This is a genomic window from Pseudomonas sp. NY15374 (genome assembly GCF_048068255.1).
Taxonomy (GTDB): Bacteria; Pseudomonadota; Gammaproteobacteria; order Pseudomonadales; family Pseudomonadaceae; genus Aquipseudomonas; species Aquipseudomonas machongensis.
In genome coordinates this window covers 511,781-527,945 of record NZ_JBLUPZ010000002.1, presented here as the reverse complement: position 1 = coordinate 527,945, position 16,165 = coordinate 511,781, and the positions used below count along the sequence as shown (strand labels likewise).

Below are 16,165 nucleotides of genomic sequence, written 5' to 3'. Positions count from 1 at the left end.
GACGATGAGTCATTCCTCGCAATTCACCTTGCTCGGCAAGCGGCGCTTCCTGCCGTTCTTCATCACCCAGTCGCTGGGTGCCTTCAACGACAACCTGTTCAAGCAGTCGCTGATCCTGGCGATCCTCTACAAGCTCAGCCTGGAGGGCGACCGGTCGATCTGGGTCAACCTCTGCGCGCTGCTGTTCATCCTGCCGTTCTTCCTGTTCTCGGCGCTGGCCGGGCAGTTTGGCGAGAAGTTCGCCAAGGATGCGTTGATCCGTGCGATCAAGCTGGCTGAAGTGGTGATCATGTTGATCGGCGCGGTGGGCTTTCTCAGTGATCACCTGGAGCTGATGCTGCTGACATTGTTTGCCATGGGCACTCATTCGGCGCTGTTCGGGCCGGTGAAGTACTCGATCCTGCCCCAGGCCTTGCGCGAAGACGAACTGGTCGGCGGCAACGGGCTGGTGGAAATGGGCACCTTCCTGGCGATCCTGGCCGGCACCATCGGTGCCGGGGTGATGATGTCCTCGGGCAACTACGCCACGGTGGTGGCCGGTGGCATCGTCGGCACTGCGGTGCTCGGCTACCTGGCCAGCCGCTGGATCCCGCGGGCGGCGGCGGTGGCGCCGCAGATGAAGCTGGATTGGAATATTTTCAAGCAGTCCTGGGCCACCTTGCGCCTGGGCCTGGGGCAAACCCCGGCGGTGTCGCGCTCGATCGTCGGCAACTCGTGGTTCTGGTTCGTCGGGGCGATCTACCTCACGCAGATCCCGGCCTATGCCAAGGACTGGCTGCACGGTGACGAGACCGTGGTCACGCTGGTGCTGACGCTGTTCTCGGTGGGCATTGCCGTCGGTTCGCTGCTGTGCGAACGCCTGAGTGGGCGCAAGGTGGAGATCGGCCTTGTGCCGTTCGGCTCTTTCGGCCTGACCCTGTTCGGTCTGCTCTGGTGGTGGCATTCGGGTGACGTGCCGGCCGCTGCTGCGCCGCACGATTGGCTGAGCCTGTTGGGCATGAGCCAGGCCTGGTGGATCATGGTCTCGATCGTCGGGCTTGGTGTGTTCGGCGGTTTCTACATCGTGCCGCTCTATGCCCTGATCCAGGCGCGTACGCCTGAAGACCAGCGCGCCCGGGTGATCGCCGCGAACAACATCCTCAATGCGCTGTTCATGGTGGTCTCGGCGATCGTCACCATCGTCCTCTTGAGCCTGGCCGACCTCAGCATTCCGCAGCTGTTCCTGGTGGTGTCGCTGCTCAACATTGCGGTCAACGCCTACATCTTCCGCATTGTTCCTGAGTTCACCATGCGCTTCTTGATCTGGTTGCTCAGCCATTCGATGTACCGCGTCGAGCATCGCGATCTCGATCGTATCCCTGACGAGGGGGCGGCGCTGTTGGTGTGCAACCATGTGTCGTTCGTCGATGCGCTGCTGATCGGCGGTGCGATCCGTCGCCCGATCCGTTTCGTCATGTACTACAAGATCTACAACCTGCCGGTGCTCAACTTCGTGTTCCGCACTGCCGGGGCCATTCCGATTGCCGGGCGCAGCGAGGACGAGGCGACGTACGAGCGGGCCTTTGCGCGCATTGCCGAGTACCTGCAGGCCGGTGAGGTGGTGTGCATCTTCCCGGAAGGCAAGCTGACCGCCGATGGTGAGATCGATGTGTTCAAGGGGGGCGTCAGCCGGATTCTCCAGGAGACGCCGGTGCCGGTGATTCCGCTGGCCTTGCAGGGGTTGTGGGGGAGTTTCTTCAGCCGTGATCCGGCCAAGGGCTTCCTGCGTCGATTGTGGTCGCGGGTGACCCTGGTGGCGGGTGCCGCCATTCCGGTGGAGGCGGCCCAGCCTGAAGCGCTGCGCGAGGAGGTCAGTGCCTTGCGCGGCGACTTGCGTTGAGGGGAGGGTGGAAGGTCAGCTGGCGCTTACCTTCAGGCCGATCAGGCCGGCGACGATCAGCGCAACGCTGATCAGGCGCACCAATGCCATGGATTCGCCGAACAGGATGATGCCGGCGATTACCGTGCCGACTGCGCCGACGCCGGTCCAGATGGCGTAGGCAGTGCCCAGCGGCAATTCCTTCATGGCCAGGCCCAGCAGGCCCAGGCTCACGGCCATGGCGGCGACGGTCAGTGCAGTGGGGAGTGGGCGAGTGAAGCCATCGGTGTATTTGAGGCCGATAGCCCAGCCGACTTCGAACAGGCCGGCGAAGAACAGGATGATCCAGGACATGATGATTCTCCATCGTTGAAAGATGGGGCCGTCCCCGGATTGGTCACGCCTTGCGTCGTGAGGTCGTCCTCACAGTGCGCACTATATTGCACATCTGCCGGGTGACAAGCAAGTGGCGCCTGTCCGGGCCTCTTCGCGGGCAAGCCCGCTAGCTGTCTTGCGTTTGGGAGCGGGCTTGCCCGCGAAGAGGCCCGCCCGCTCAGTGCCCGACCTGCGCCTGTTCCTCCCCGGCACCGCGGGGCTCTTCCATGCGCCTGAACCAGGTCGAGAGCAAGGCCCCGGAGATGTTGTGCCAGACGCTGAACAGCGCGCTGGGCACCGCCGCCAGCGGTGAGAAATGCGCCGCTGCCAGGGCCGCGCCCAAGCCTGAGTTCTGCATCCCCACCTCCAGCGCCAGCGACTTGCGCTGGGCCAGGGGCAGCTTGCACAGCTTGCCGGTCAGATAGCCCAGCAGGAAGCCGAAGCTGTTGTGCAGGATCACCACCGCCATGATCAGCAGGCCGGACTCGGCGATCTTCGCCTGGCTGGCCGCGACCACCGCGCAGACGATCATCACGATGCTCACCACCGACACCAGTGGCAGCACCTGCACCGCCAGTTGCACCCGCGCACCGAGCAGCTTCTGCGCCAGCACGCCGAGCACGATCGGCAGCATCACCAACTGCAGGATCGACCAGAACATGTCCATGAACGAGACCGGCAGCCAGGCCGAGGCCAGGAACCAGATCAGCGCCGGGGTCAGCAAGGGCGCGAGCAGGGTGGTCACTGCGGCGATGGCCACGGCCAGTGCCAGATCGCCCTTCGACAGCCAGACCATCACGTTCGAGGCGGTGCCGCTCGGGCAGCAGCCGACCAGGATCACGCCCACGGCGATTTCCGGTGGCAGGTGAAACAGTTGGCACAGCAGCCAGGCAACGCCCGGCATGATCACGAAATGCGCCACCACTCCCAGCGCCACGCGCCAGGGTTGACGGGCGAGGGCGGCGAAGTCGTCGAGCTTGAGCGTAAGGCCCATGCCGAACATCACCAGCCCCAGCAGTGGCACGATGGCTACCTTCAGTGCGATGAACCATTGTGGTTGCAGGAAGGCCAGGCAGGCGAACACCAAGACCCAGAGGGCGAAGGTGTTGCCGACGAAACGGCTGAAGGCGGCGAGGGCGCGCATGGGGGATTCCTTTTCTATTTATAGCTTTGTGAAATTCACTGGCCCTTTCGCGGGACAAGTCGGTGCTGGCGACAACACAACCACCCAGCACCGGCCTTTCAACCTGAATCAGACCCCCTGCGGAATCTCTTCCCCACCCAGGGCTTCGAACAGCACCGGCAGGAATTCGTTGAGGGTCATCATCATCAACAGGAAGCTGGCGTCGAACTGTTGCGCGGCTTCGTCGCCACCATCCTGCTCGGCTTGCTCCTGCAGCAGTTCCTCGAACTTCAGGCGCTTGATCACCATCTTGTCGTCGAGCACGAACGACAGTTTGTCTTGCCAGGCCAGGGCCAGTTGCGTGACCAGCTTGCCGGTGCTCAGGTGCAACTGGATTTCCTCGCTGGCCAGGTCCTGGCGCTTGCAGCGCACGATGCCACCGTCTTCGGCGGTGTCGCGCAGCTCGCATTCATCCAGTGGATAGAAGCCTTCGGCAGGCTGCTGCGACTTGACCCAGTCGGTCATGGTCGCGGTCGGGGCGATCTTCACGGTGGCCGGACGCACCGGCAGCGAACCCATGACTTCACGTAGCGTGGAGAGCAGGTCTTCGGCGCGCTTGGCGCTGGCCGAGTTGACCAGGATCAGGCCCTGGCGCGGGGCGATGGCAGCGAAGATCATCGAGCGGCGGATGAAAGCACGCGGCAGGAAGGCCTGGATGATCTCGTCCTTGATCTGGTCGCGTTCCTTCTTGTAGACCTTGCGCATCTGCTCGGTCTCGATCTCCTCGACCCTCTCCTTGACCGCATCGTTGACCACGCTGCTGGGCAGGATGCGTTCTTCCTTGCGTGCGGCAATCAACAGGAATTCACCGCTGACGTGTACCAGGGGAGCGTCTTCGCCCTTGCCGAACGGAGCGACGAAGCCGTAGGTGGTCAGCTCCTGGCTGGCGCAGGGGCGGGCCGGCTTGCTGGCCAGGGCGGTCTCCAGCGCTTCAGGCTCGAACGGGACATCCTGGGTCAGGCGGTAGGTCAGCAGGTTCTTGAACCACATGAGGGGGAATCTCTCCTTAATGCATAAGGCGGGCATTATTCTCCGAGCAGTGGTTGCAGGCCAACCCTGTCAGAGGGCCAGCAGTGACTTATTCATAGGTCTTTGAAAGATCAGATAAAAAATTTGAAAAAAGTGCTTGCCAGGGTACAGGCTCCTCCGTAGAATGCGCGCCACACCGAGACGAAGGGTGATTAGCTCAGCCGGGAGAGCATCTGCCTTACAAGCAGAGGGTCGGCGGTTCGATCCCGTCATCACCCACCACTCGATGTATAGCGCAGCGGTAGTTCAGTCGGTTAGAATACCGGCCTGTCACGCCGGGGGTCGCGGGTTCGAGTCCCGTCCGCTGCGCCATATTCCAGCTTCCAGGGCCCACTGAACACCCGGAAGCCACAAAGAAAGCGACCTTAGGGTCGCTTTTTTTGTTTCTGTCTTGCACAAACACCACGGGGGCTGTCCATCGACAGCCCCCGTGGTGTTTCAGCTTCAGGGTTTGGCCACGTGCCAGACCTGGCCGACGCCTTCGCCGGTGGTATCGCCCGGCTTCTGGTCCTTGACCCAGCCGTACAGCGGCTGGTCTTTGTAAGCCCACTGCTTGCTGCCATCGTCGCGGGTAATCACGCTGTAGCCATCGGCGGCCTTTGCGTAGGGGCCGGCGGCCAGCGGCGGCCAATTCTGCGCACATTGACCGTTGCACGCCGACTTGCCAGCGCTGTCCTTGGTGAAGGTGTAGAGGGTCAGGCCTTTGCTGTCGACCAGGACCTTGCCCAGGGCGCTGTCGCCGACCTTCGTGGGGGCATCAGCCAAGGCCAGGCCAGACACGCAGGTCAGAGCCAATGAAAGAACGAGTGCGCTTTTCTTCAACATGAGAGATACCTCTGGCGGTTATCCGAATCCGTTCGGGGGAATGATGGCCTTATGCATCGGCCATGCAGGGACAACGCCCCGGTGTCGGCTTCTATTCCCGTGTTCGATGAATATTTTTTCCGTCCCTGGTGCCGCCCTGGGTCAGCAGGCACGCCGGGTTCGCATCTACGCCTTCAACTCGCTGGCTCATTGCGTCAGAATCCCCCTACACGCCGGATGCAGCCAGCAGGCCGCGCGCCGGCTCTACCTTGCAAGCAGAGACCGACAATGCAGGATGCCAGCACCTCTCCAACGCCCACGCCGTCGACCCCACTGCTGGGTATCGACCTGGGGACCACCAACAGCCTTATCGCAGTCTGGCAGGACGGCAAGGCGCAGCTGATCGCCAACGCCGTGGGCGAGGTGCTGACGCCGTCGGTGGTCAGCGTCGACGACGACGGCAGCATCCTGGTGGGCAGCGCCGCCCGCGCCCGCCTGACCACCCACCCCCATCGCACCGCTGCGGCCTTCAAGCGCTTCATGGGCAGTGACAAGCGCTTCGAGCTCGGCGAGCACCGCTTCACCCCGGAAGAACTCTCGGCTCTGGTGCTGGGTGCGTTGAAGCAGGATGCCGAGGCGTATCTGGGGTGCCCGGTCAGTGAAGCGGTGATTTCGGTGCCGGCCTATTTCAGCGACGAACAGCGCAAGCGCACGGTCTTCGCTGCGGAGCTGGCGGGGCTGAAGGTGCAGCGCCTGATCAACGAGCCGACCGCGGCCGCCATGGCCTACGGGCTGCACGAGCAGAAGTTCGAGCGCACCCTGGTGTTCGACCTGGGCGGCGGGACCTTCGATGTCACTGTGCTGGAATACGCCTTGCCGCTGATCGAGGTGCATGCCTCAACCGGTGACAACTATCTGGGGGGCGAGGACTTCACCGAGGCCTTGCTCAATGCCTGCCTGCGTGACTGGAACCTCAGTGCCGAAACCCTGGAGCCCCAGGCGCTGTCGAGCCTGCATGATGCGATCGAGCAGCTGAAACGCGAGGTGGGCGAGGGCAGTCGCACCCTGCACTGGAGCGGCGATGGCCAGGCCCGCGAATGGGTGCTCGACCAGGCCCGGCTGCAGTCGATCTGGGCGCCGTTGCTGGCACGGGTACGGACCCCCATCGAGCAGGCCCTGCGTGATGCGCGCCTGAGCCCGCGCGAACTGGACAGCCTGGTGCTGGTCGGTGGGGCCACGCGCATGCCGCAGATCCAGCAACTGGTGGCCAAGCTGTTCGGCCGCCTGCCGTACCGCCACCTCGATCCGGACACCATCGTCGCTCTTGGCGCCGCCAGCCAGGCAGCCTGCAAGGCGCGGGATTCGGCGATCGACGAGTTGATCCTGACCGATGTCTGTCCTTACACCCTAGGGGTCGCCTCGTCCCGTGGCGAGGACGTGTCCGGGGCCTTTACCCCAATCATCGAGCGCAACACGGTGATCCCCACCTCGCGTGTGCAGCGCTTCTACAGCAGCCATCCCGAGCAGAAAGTGGTGCGCATCGCCGTGTACCAGGGGGAGCGGCCCTGGGTGCGCGACAACATTCTGGTCGACAGTTTCGAGATTCCGTTGCAGCCGACCGGCCAGGTGCAGTCGCTGGATGTGCGCTTCAGCTACGACATCAATGGCCTGCTCGAAGTGGACGTGACGTTCCTCGAAACCGGGCACAAGCACAGCCACAGCATCGACCGCAGCCCGACCGGGCTGGACAGTGACGCCCGCCAGGCCAGCCACGAGCGTCTGGCGAGATTGAAGATCCACCCGCGCGACGCCTTGCCCAACCGCACCCTGCTGGCCCGCCTGGAGCGCGCCTGGATGCAGAGCCTGGGCGATGAGCGCGACCTCATCGGCAGTTGGCTGGACGCCTTCAATGCCGTGCTCGCTGGCCAGCAGGCCACCGAGATCAGCCGCCAGCGCCAGCAGTTGAGCCAGGCGCTGGACGAGCTGCGCTACTGATCAGGGATGGTTCAGGCGCCGCAGGGCCACTTGCAGGCCCAGTTGCAACTGGTCGGGGTCGTCCGGTGAAGGGCCATAGCGGTTGGCGAGCTTGTCGCCGGGTAGCCCCACCAGAAGCAGCAGTGCGAATGGCAGCAGGCGGCTGACGGCCAGCAACCCCACCAGTGCCCAGACGCCCTGGCCCAAGTCGCGCAAGCGCCGCAGGAAGGATGTCAACAGCAGCAACACGACAAGGGTCCAGAGCATCGGGCTCTTGGTCGCGGTGGTCAGCACCGTGCCCGCCAGCAGCATCACGATCACGTGGGCGATCAGGTCGCTGCGATTGAGGCGGCTGTCCAGGCGCCAGAATGCCCAGGAGGGTACCGGCGTCTGGCTGACACGGGCCATCAGCAAGCGTTCGGCGCGAGCCAGTATCGCCATGCTGGCGCAGCGCAGGCCGGTGTCCTGGTCCGGGTCATCCTTGGCTTTTTGCAGGCGCATCAGGCTGCGCGTGCCTGGCGGGGATGCGGATTTGACCAGGTGATTGAAGGCATCGAGGATCTCGTTGAGCAGCTTGCCGTCGACCTTCTCTTCCTGCTCTACCGCTTGGCGCGGCGGACGTTTGACCTTGCCGGCGATCAGGCCATCGCGCAGCGGGGCGAACCAGGGGCTGTCGTTGTTCATCGCCTCGAGGCGATCGCGCAAGCGGGCGCGCTGTTGAGCATCGAGCTCTGGGTCGTGGTACAGCACTGCGCATAGCAGCATGTAGCCCAGTGGGTGGCCGTCGAGGGTACCGACGTCTTCTTCCAGGCATTCGAGCAGACGTACCGCGCTGGGCAGGCGAGTGCTGCCGAACACGTAACCCAGTGTGTGCAGGCGACTGGCGACCAGGGCCTGCAGCGGGTCGCGGTCGTCCATCCAGCCGAGCAGGGCATTGTGTTCGTTGAACTGAGCCTGACGGGCGATCAGCACCTTGTGCAGGGGGGCGAACGGATGGTCGCTCGGGTAGGTGAGCTGGGCGGCCAGTTGCGGTGGCGCCAGGTCCAGCCAGCGTTGCGGCTGATGTGCCGTGGCCAGCATGAACAACTGTTGGCGATGCCAGTTCCACAGCGCTTCGCCCTCGACCATCGGCGGCAGCTCGACGCCGTTCAGTGCCAGTTCTTCCATCAGCACCAGGCCGAATGGCACGGTGAACATGCGGCGCATGTCGAAATGCTCGTTCAGCTCGCCCAGCGCTCGTGGCGAATAAACCCGCATGCGCCGCAGCCACTCGCGGCAGGCCGGGTGCAGTGCGTCGGACTTGAGCGCCTCTGGCAGTTCCACCGGCCCCTCGTCACGTGCGCAATACTCCACCAGTGCACGCGCCACCGGTGAGTGTTCGAGCCAATGCAGTTGCTGCGCCGCCTGGCGCTGGAAGCCTTCGAGGATCAAGGCATCGAGCGGGTCGTTGCCCAGGCGCTCATCGACAATGGTGCGCAACAAGCCGGCTTCACCGCGTTGCAGGGCCCAGGCCTGCCAGTAGCGGCGGTGCAATTCGCGATCGTCCTGGTTGGGCAGCAGCCAGGCGAGCAGCGGCAGTTCGTCGTCGCCGTCCAGGCGCCAGTCGATGTAGGTGGCGGCGATGCCCTCAAGGCCCAGGCGCGAGGCTTCGGACCAGCGCGCCAGTGTCTGCGGCGACTGTGCCGGGCTGCCCAAGACCTGTGCCGGATCGGCCAGGTCGGCGGGCCAGGTGTCGGGCGTGCTCTGCTGGTCGAGGGCCTGGATCAGCAGTGGCAGGCGTTGCGGCTGGTAGCGCGCGCAGAGGTCGAGCAGCCAGCGTTCGGCCTGCGGGTGGCGGTGTTCGCGCCACAGCCGTAGCCAGCAGTCCAGGGCTTGCTGCTCGGCGCCCAGGGCGTCGGCCTGGCGGGCCAGCAAGAACAGCAGGTCGACATCGTCCGGCGCCTGCTGGTGCTGGAGCTGCAGGCGTGCATGCAGGGTGAGGCTGCCGATGCCCACCTGGCTGAACTGTTCGGTCAGACGCTGAACCAGATGCTCGTCGTCGGGGAACGCCACGCAGGTGTGGCACCCGGCGAACTGTGCGTACTCGAACAGCGGGCGCTCCTGATGGTAGTAGCCGAGGCTGCGGAAGTACCAAAGGGTTTCCAGTTGCGCGGCGGGCGACCAACTGCGCATCAGGCGGGTGTCGAAGGGATCGGGTTCTTCTATGCGTTGCAGGAAGGACTCTATCTCCTGGGCATCTTCCGGCGCCAGGCGCAGCAACTGCTCGGCCCAGCCCATGCGCTGGGCCAGCAGGCGTGCGCACTGGTACGAGATCGGTCCGCAGTTGCGCAGGTTGTGCAGCAGTCGCCAGCTGAGGTCTTCCAGTTGCTCCAGGGGCAGTTCGTCGAGCTGGGCGATGTAGTCCTGCCAGGCTTGGGGTTCGTAACGGCGTGTGGAGTCTTCGAGCAGTGCATGGAACGCCTCGAAGGCTTCGCTGGTGGACGCTTCGCTCTGTCCGTCGGCTGCTTGCTGCTTGGGTGCCGCGCCGGTTTCGGCGTGTTCGCGGGCCAGGCGCTGTGCTTCCTCGTACGCGGCGCGCAGGGCCTGGAAGCCTTCGGGGTCGGTTTCCGGATGGTGCGTCGGCAGGCGGCCGCGGTAGGCCTGGCGGATGGTGTCGAGGTCCTGGGTCGGCTCGATGCCCAGGCGAATCCAGCAACTCATGACCAGCAGTCCTCTTCCAGTGATGCCGGGCGTTCCGGCTCAGGCAACGGCAACTCCCAGGGCAGGTCGGCGAGCAGCGCGTTGGCGCCGATCCTCAGGTTCAGGGCAATGCAGCGATTCCAGTGTTCGTTGCCCTGACGCTCCAGGTTGGCGGCGAACGTTTCGTCGCTGCTGTCGGAGACATTCCACAGCGCCTTGCCGAACAGGTACCCGGCGATGTAGCTGTCCCAGCGGTTGTAGTAATGGCGAGCGCGCAAGGCCAGGCGATAGTGCAGGTAGAGGCTTTCGTCGCGGCTGATATGGCCCTTTTTCACCCCGGCGCGCAGCAGAAAGCTCATGCGTCCGATGTCCCAGGCGCGGGTTCCGCCCGGGCCGCAGTCGGGAAAGGTGCGGGCGGCGTAGTTGTACTTGACCTGGTCACGTGGTGTCAGCGTAGCGAGCAGTGCCTGCCACTGGCTTGGCAGGCAGCGCTGGAACTGCCAGTAGGCGTTGCTCATCTCGCTGGCGTGACCGTTGTCGGCCATGCCGAGCACGTCGAGCAACTGAGCACGGGTGCTGATGCCCCAGCCGCTTTCCAGGTCGGTCTGGTCTTCGCCTTCGAAGTATTCGGCGGCGGTGTAGCTGGCACCGTTGAGTGCGGCCATCGGGGCGGAGAGGGCATGCAGCCAATGCTGTGCGGATTCGTCCATGAAGAGTGTCCGGGGCGAGGGGTGTGGCGCGATTGTAGAGAGGCAGCAAGGGGGCCGTCTACGCAGGCCTCAACGCCGGCCTTCTTCCGCTCGCAGCGTCAGCACTTCATAGCCCTGCTCGGTCACCGCGACCGTGTGCTCCCACTGCGCCGACAGCCCGCCATCGCGGGTGATCACCGTCCAGCCATCTTTCAGCGTGCGCGTGCCGCGGGCGCCCTGGTTGATCATCGGCTCGATGGTGAACACCATCCCGGGCTTGAGTTTCAGGCCCATGCCGCGCTGGCCGTAGTGCAGCACCTGCGGCGCTTCGTGCATCTGCCGGCCGATGCCGTGGCCGCAGTACTCGCGTACCACGCTGTAGCCCGCCGCCTCGGCGAACTGCTGGATGGCATGGCCGATATCGCCCAGGGTGGCGCCGGGGCGCACCTGTTCGATGCCTTTCCACAGCGCCTCGTAGGTGGTGTCGACCAGGCGCCGGGCCTCCTCGCTGATTGCGCCGATGCGGTACATCTTCGACGAGTCGGCGATATAGCCGCCCTGTTCCAGGGTGATGTCGACGTTGATGATCGAGCCTTCCTGCAGCACCTCGTCAACCTTGGGCATGCCGTGGCAGACGACCTGGTCCACCGAGGTGTTCAGCGAATAGGGGAAGCCGTACTGGCCCTTGCTCGCCGGGCGCGCCTTGAGCGTCTCGACGATGAAGGCTTCGGCGCGGTCGTTGATCTGCATCGTGGTCACCCCGGCGCGGATGAAACCGTCGAGGTCGGCGAACACCTGTGCCAGCAACTGCCCGGCTCTGCGCATCAATGCCAGTTGCTCGGGGTTCTTGAGTATCACCTCGCTCATTGCAGCAGCTCCTTGAGATTCGCTTGTTCCTGGCGCAGCAGTTGACGCAGCAGTTCCTGGTAGGTGGCCTGGGGGTGCAGTTCGGCGAGCATGCCGATGCGGATCCAGTGTTCGGCCTGGGCGTTGATCGAGCGCGACATCGCGGCGCTGGCGATGCGCAGGTCTTCGTGGAGGTCGTCGCAGATCTTGACGATGCCCATGGGGAGTCTCCCTGGTATATGAAACGTATACGGATCATATAGTCGGTTGGGCGTCGTGTCATCTTCTGGTGCGCGGGGGTATCAAGACGGGGCGGATATCGCGTCGATGTTTTCGCGGGGCGACCCGCCCTGTGGGCTGCGCAGGCCTGCGGGTGCGGGTTGCCCGCGCCAAGGCCACCGCCATTGCGCAACTGGCCCGCAAATTGCTGATTCAGCAGCATCCGGACCCCTCAACGCCGAGGGGCCCTACATCTTCACGACAAAGGCGCCGTGTTACCCCGCTTGCCCTGCAGGCCGGGTAGCCGGCGCCTTTTGCGTTTTCAGGGAGACCACCCATGAGCAGCAGCGAGGTGCGCAGCGTTTGCCCGTATTGCGGGGTCGGGTGCGGCATTGTCATGACCGTGGCCGAGGGCCAGGTGGTCAAGATCAGCGGTGACAAACAGCATCCGAGCAACTTCGGACGCCTGTGCACCAAAGGCCTCACCGCACACCTGCCACTGTCCGCTGCCGGACGCATGGAGCACGCCTTCGTGCGCCAGCAGCGCAGCCAGCAGCCGGTGCGCACCGGCATGGACGACGCCATTGCGCAGTCGGCCGCGCGCCTGCGCGCGATCATCGACGAGCACGGGCCGGATGCCGTGGCGCTCTATGTGTCCGGGCAGATGTCGCTGGAGGCTCAATACCTGGCCAACAAGCTGGCCAAGGGCTTTATCCGCACCCGCCATATCGAATCCAACTCGCGGTTGTGCATGGCCAGTGCCGGCAGCGGCTATAAGCAGTCGCTGGGCGCCGACGGCCCGCCGGGCAGCTACCAGGATTTCGAGCGTGCCGAGGTGTTCTTCGTCATTGGCGCCAACATGGCCGACTGTCATCCGATCCTGTTCCTGCGCCTGCTCGACCGAGTGAAGGCCGGGGCTCGGCTGATCGTCGTCGACCCGCGTCGCAGTGCCACCGCCGACAAGGCCGACCTGTTCCTGCAAGTGCGCCCGGGCAGCGATCTGGCTCTGCTCAACGGCTTGCTCTACCTGTTGCACGAGAACGGCCATACAGACATCGACTTCATCGCCCGCCACACCGAGGGCTGGGACGAGATGCCTGCGTTTCTCGCCGACTACACCCCCGAACGGGTCGCGGCCCTGACCGGCCTTGCCGAGGCCGATATCCGTCAGGCGGCTGCCTGGATCGGCGGGGCGTCGGAGTGGATGAGCTGCTGGACCATGGGCCTCAACCAGAGCATCCATGGCACCTGGCACAGCAACGCGCTGTGCAACCTGCACCTGGCTACCGGCGCGATTTGCCGACCTGGCAGCGGACCGTTCTCGCTGACCGGCCAGCCCAACGCCATGGGCGGCCGTGAGATGGGCTACATGGGCCCGGGCCTGCCGGGCCAGCGTTCGGCGCAGGTGGCGGGCGACCGTGCGTTCGTCGAGCAGCAGTGGGGCCTGGCGCCGGGCGCGCTGCGCAGTGAAGGCGGTGAAGGCACGGTGGCGCTGTTCGAGCAGATGAAGGCCGGGCAAGTGAAGGCCTGCTGGATCATCTGCAGCAACCCGGTGGCCAGTGTCGCCAACCGCCAGCAGGTGATCGACGGCCTGCACGAGGCGCAGTTGGTGATCGCCCAGGACGCCTTCCTCGACACCGAGACCAACCGCCATGCCGATATCCTGCTGCCGGCCGCGTTGTGGGCCGAGGGCGAGGGTGTGATGATCAACAGCGAGCGCAACCTCACCCTGATGCCGCGTGCGGTCGCAGCGCCCGGCGAAAGCCTTGAGGATTGGCGCATCATCGCCCGCATCGCCTGTGCCATGGGCTATGCCGAGGCGTTCAGCTATGCCGATGCCGAAGCGGTGTACGACGAGATCCGCCGTTTCTGGAACCCCGCCACCGGCTATGACCTGCGAGGCATCGGCTATGCCGAGCTACGCGACAAACCGCGACAGTGGCCAAGTGCGCCCGGGCGCGTGGACGACCGCAGCCCGCTGCGCTACCTCAATGACGGCAGCAGCCAGGCGCTGCTGCACGACGCTCAAGGCGAGCGGCCCGCGCTGGCCTTTCCTACCCCCAATGGCAAGGCGCGGTTCTTTGCCCGGCCCTGGCTGGCGCCGGCCGAGCTGCCGGATGCCGACTTTCCGCTGGTGCTCAACACCGGCCGCGTGCAGCACCAGTGGCACACCCTGACCAAGACCGGCAAGGTGCCGAGCCTGAACAAGCTCGAGCCCGGCCCCTTCGTCGAGATCAATCCCGAGGACGCCCGACGCCTGGGCATCGCCGACAAGGACCAGGTGGCGATCCGCTCGCGCCGCGGCCAGGCCGTGCTGCCGGCACGCATCAGCGAGCGGGTGCTGGTCGGCAACTGCTTTGCCCCTTTTCACTGGAACGACCTGTATGGCGAGCAACTGGCGATCAACGCCGTGACCTGCGATGCCGTCGATCCAACCTCCCTGCAACCGGCCTTCAAACATTGCGCCGTGACCCTGGAGCGGGTTGCAGGCGAACGCATCGAGGCACTCGAGCTGCCCAGCGCGATCCCTACGGAGTCTGCCCCCATGCCCACCGACACCCTGTCTCGCCTGCTGGGCCTGGACAGCCTGCCGGCCCCCGTCCTGGCGGACGAGGAGCGTCGTTACCTGCAGGGCTTTCTGCTCGGCCTTGGGCAGGCGCGCACAGCGGGGGTGCCCAGCCTGCCGCCCGGTGCGCCGCTCGCACCCGCCAGTCGTTTGTTCGTCGATGGCTTGATCGCCGGCCTGTTCGCCCAGCCGGTGGTGGCGCCGGTCGCCATGGCCGAGGTTGCCAGGCATCGGGTGCTGTGGGCCTCGCAGACCGGCAATGGCGAGGCGCTGGCCGAGCGCTGTGCGGCGCATCTGCGCGAAGCGGGCCTGGCCGTCGAGCTGAGCTGCATGGATGCCGTCAGCCCCAGCCAGTTGCGTGGCGCCGCCAGCGTGCTGCTGATCACCAGCACCTTTGGTGACGGCGATGCGCCTGACTGCGCTTCGGCGTTCTGGCAGGCGTTGCAGGGCGAGGAGGGGGCACAGTGTGCGGCACTGCCCTTCGCGGTACTGGCGCTGGGTGATTCCAGCTACGACCAGTTCTGCGGCTTTGGCCGCAAGCTCGACCAGCGTCTGGCTGAGCTGGGCGGCCGACGTCTGCTCGATCGGGTCGATTGCGAACCGGATTTCGATCCATCGTTCGTCACATGGCTGCAGGCGTTGTTGCCGCTGCTGGAGCCGACGGCCGCTGCGCAGGTCACAGCCAAGCCGGCGCCAGTGTTCGGCAGGCAGCAACCCTGCCTGGCTCCCATCATCGAGAACCGTGTGCTCAATGCGCCCGGAGCGACCAAGGAAACGCGCCAGGTGGTGTTCGACCTGCAAGGCACCGGGCTGGTCTACGAGGCAGGTGACGCGCTGGGTGTCTGGCCGCGCAACTGCCCGGCGCTGGTCCAGGAGCTGCTCGAGCTGATGGGGCTCGATGGCCAGACGTGCGTGCAACTGCCCGACTTGCCGGCGATGCCGTTGGCCGAGGCGATGGAGCGGCACCTGGAGATCGCCCGGGTCACTTCGCAACAGCTTGCAGCCTTCAGCCAGGCGCCGCAGGCCGGAGAGCTGCGTCGGTTGCTGATGCCCGAGCACAAGGCCGAACTCACGGACTGGCTGTGGGGGCGGCAGTTGGCCGATGTGCTCGCTGCATTCGCGCCGCAACTGTCACTGGAGCACTGGCTGACCCTGCTCAAGCCCTTGCAGCCACGCATGTACTCGATCAGCTCCAGCCCCAAGGCCCATCCACAGCAGGTGCACCTAACCGTTTCAACCGTGCGCTATGGCCAGCGAAAGGGCGTGAGCTCAAGCTTTCTCGCCGACCGCGCCGAAGCGCTGGAGGTGGCGATCTTCCCGCAGGTCGCGCGGCATTTCCGACTGCCGGACGACGATGCCACGCCGCTCATCATGGTTGGCCCTGGCACCGGTATCGCGCCGTTTCGTGCCTTTCTCGAAGAACGCGAAGCCCGCGGTGCGAGCGGCGGCAACTGGCTGTTCTTCGGTGAGCAGCATGCTGCCTTCGATTTCTATTACCGCGAGCAGTTGCAGGCCTGGGAGGCCAGCGGTCATCTGCGCCTGAGCACGGCGTTCTCGCGTGACCAGGCCGAGAAGCTGTACGTGCAGCAGCGCATGCTCGAACAGGGAGCCGAGCTGTGGCAGTGGCTGGAGGCGGGGGCGTACTTCTACATCTGCGGCGATGCCCAGCGCATGGCCAAGGATGTCGATGCCGCGCTGCGCCAGGTCGTGGCCGAGCACGGGCGGATGAGCGCCGAGGCGGCGGCGGTTTATGTCGAGAGGTTGAGCAAAAGCAAGCGCTATCGACGCGATGTGTATTGAGTGCACCGGGATGGGGAGCGGTGCACCGGCTTGAGGCGGTGCAGCGTGCGGCGCTGTCGCGCGGCAGGCCCGCTCCTGCAGGTCGCGCAACGTTGCATCCCCTGTTGGCGCGGGCTTGTCCCGCGATAGCGCCAGCACCGATT

The 16,165-nt window shown here is 65.2% G+C and carries 11 protein-coding genes and 2 tRNA genes; 5 read left to right on the top strand and 8 right to left on the bottom strand.

What is annotated here, in order from left to right; all coding sequences use genetic code 11:
• The first annotated feature begins 4 nt into the window (after positions 1-4).
• Complete coding sequence (locus ACNFHO_RS06720; protein WP_112898963.1) at positions 5-1,879, top strand: MFS transporter; 1,875 nt, start codon at positions 5-7, stop codon at positions 1,877-1,879.
• A gap of 15 nt (positions 1,880-1,894) precedes the next feature.
• On the opposite strand, the gene sugE is transcribed toward ACNFHO_RS06720, so the two are convergent.
• The 3 genes from sugE to rdgC all read right to left on the bottom strand — a co-directional run bounded on the left by sugE (position 1,895) and on the right by rdgC (position 4,406).
• The gene (sugE, locus tag ACNFHO_RS06715; RefSeq protein ID WP_063545829.1) at positions 1,895-2,212 is read right to left on the bottom strand and encodes a quaternary ammonium compound efflux SMR transporter SugE; all 318 of its coding nucleotides are present in this window, start codon (positions 2,210-2,212) and stop codon (positions 1,895-1,897) included.
• A 199-nt stretch (positions 2,213-2,411) separates the two neighbouring features.
• Complete coding sequence (locus tag ACNFHO_RS06710; protein ID WP_063545828.1) at positions 2,412-3,377, bottom strand: bile acid:sodium symporter family protein; 966 nt, start codon at positions 3,375-3,377, stop codon at positions 2,412-2,414.
• Positions 3,378-3,485: 108 nt separating this feature from the next.
• On the bottom strand, positions 3,486-4,406 hold the full coding sequence (gene rdgC / locus ACNFHO_RS06705; protein WP_112898961.1) for a recombination-associated protein RdgC: 921 nt from the start codon (positions 4,404-4,406) through the stop codon (positions 3,486-3,488).
• Positions 4,407-4,591: 185 nt separating this feature from the next.
• Between rdgC and ACNFHO_RS06700 the strand changes: the two genes are divergently transcribed.
• Positions 4,592-4,667, top strand: a tRNA-Val gene (locus ACNFHO_RS06700).
• Between the two features lie 13 nt (positions 4,668-4,680).
• Positions 4,681-4,757, top strand: a tRNA-Asp gene (locus ACNFHO_RS06695).
• Positions 4,758-4,889: 132 nt separating this feature from the next.
• Here the strand turns inward: ACNFHO_RS06695 and ACNFHO_RS06690 are convergent.
• Positions 4,890-5,270: a hypothetical protein gene (locus ACNFHO_RS06690; protein ID WP_112898960.1), complete on the bottom strand. Its 381-nt coding sequence runs from the start codon at positions 5,268-5,270 to the stop codon at positions 4,890-4,892.
• Between the two features lie 267 nt (positions 5,271-5,537).
• Here ACNFHO_RS06690 and ACNFHO_RS06685 point away from each other — a divergent pair, with 267 nt between their 5' ends.
• Positions 5,538-7,244 carry a molecular chaperone HscC gene (locus ACNFHO_RS06685; protein ID WP_063545827.1) on the top strand — a complete coding sequence of 569 codons (1,707 nt, stop codon included), beginning with the start codon at positions 5,538-5,540 and terminating at the stop codon, positions 7,242-7,244.
• Here the strand turns inward: ACNFHO_RS06685 and ACNFHO_RS06680 are convergent, their stop codons facing one another.
• From ACNFHO_RS06680 to ACNFHO_RS06665, 4 genes are all read right to left on the bottom strand, one after another.
• Positions 7,245-9,923 carry a DUF805 domain-containing protein gene (locus tag ACNFHO_RS06680; protein WP_416765713.1) on the bottom strand — a complete coding sequence of 893 codons (2,679 nt, stop codon included), beginning with the start codon at positions 9,921-9,923 and terminating at the stop codon, positions 7,245-7,247.
• Positions 9,920-10,612: a DUF1266 domain-containing protein gene (locus tag ACNFHO_RS06675; RefSeq protein WP_063545825.1), complete on the bottom strand. Its 693-nt coding sequence runs from the start codon at positions 10,610-10,612 to the stop codon at positions 9,920-9,922. Before ACNFHO_RS06675 ends, ACNFHO_RS06680 begins: the two co-directional genes overlap by 4 nt.
• A 69-nt stretch (positions 10,613-10,681) precedes the next feature.
• Positions 10,682-11,458, bottom strand: coding sequence for a type I methionyl aminopeptidase (map, locus tag ACNFHO_RS06670; RefSeq protein ID WP_186667095.1), 777 nt, complete (start codon positions 11,456-11,458; stop codon positions 10,682-10,684).
• Entirely contained in the window at positions 11,455-11,658 is a 204-nt protein-coding gene (locus ACNFHO_RS06665; protein ID WP_054890915.1) for a ParD-like family protein, read from the bottom strand. The genes map and ACNFHO_RS06665 overlap by 4 nt, the downstream gene beginning before the upstream one ends.
• A 335-nt stretch (positions 11,659-11,993) precedes the next feature.
• Between ACNFHO_RS06665 and ACNFHO_RS06660 the strand changes: the two genes are divergently transcribed.
• Positions 11,994-16,022, top strand: coding sequence for a molybdopterin-dependent oxidoreductase (locus ACNFHO_RS06660; protein ID WP_416765711.1), 4,029 nt, complete (start codon positions 11,994-11,996; stop codon positions 16,020-16,022).
• Positions 16,023-16,165 lie beyond the last annotated feature (143 nt).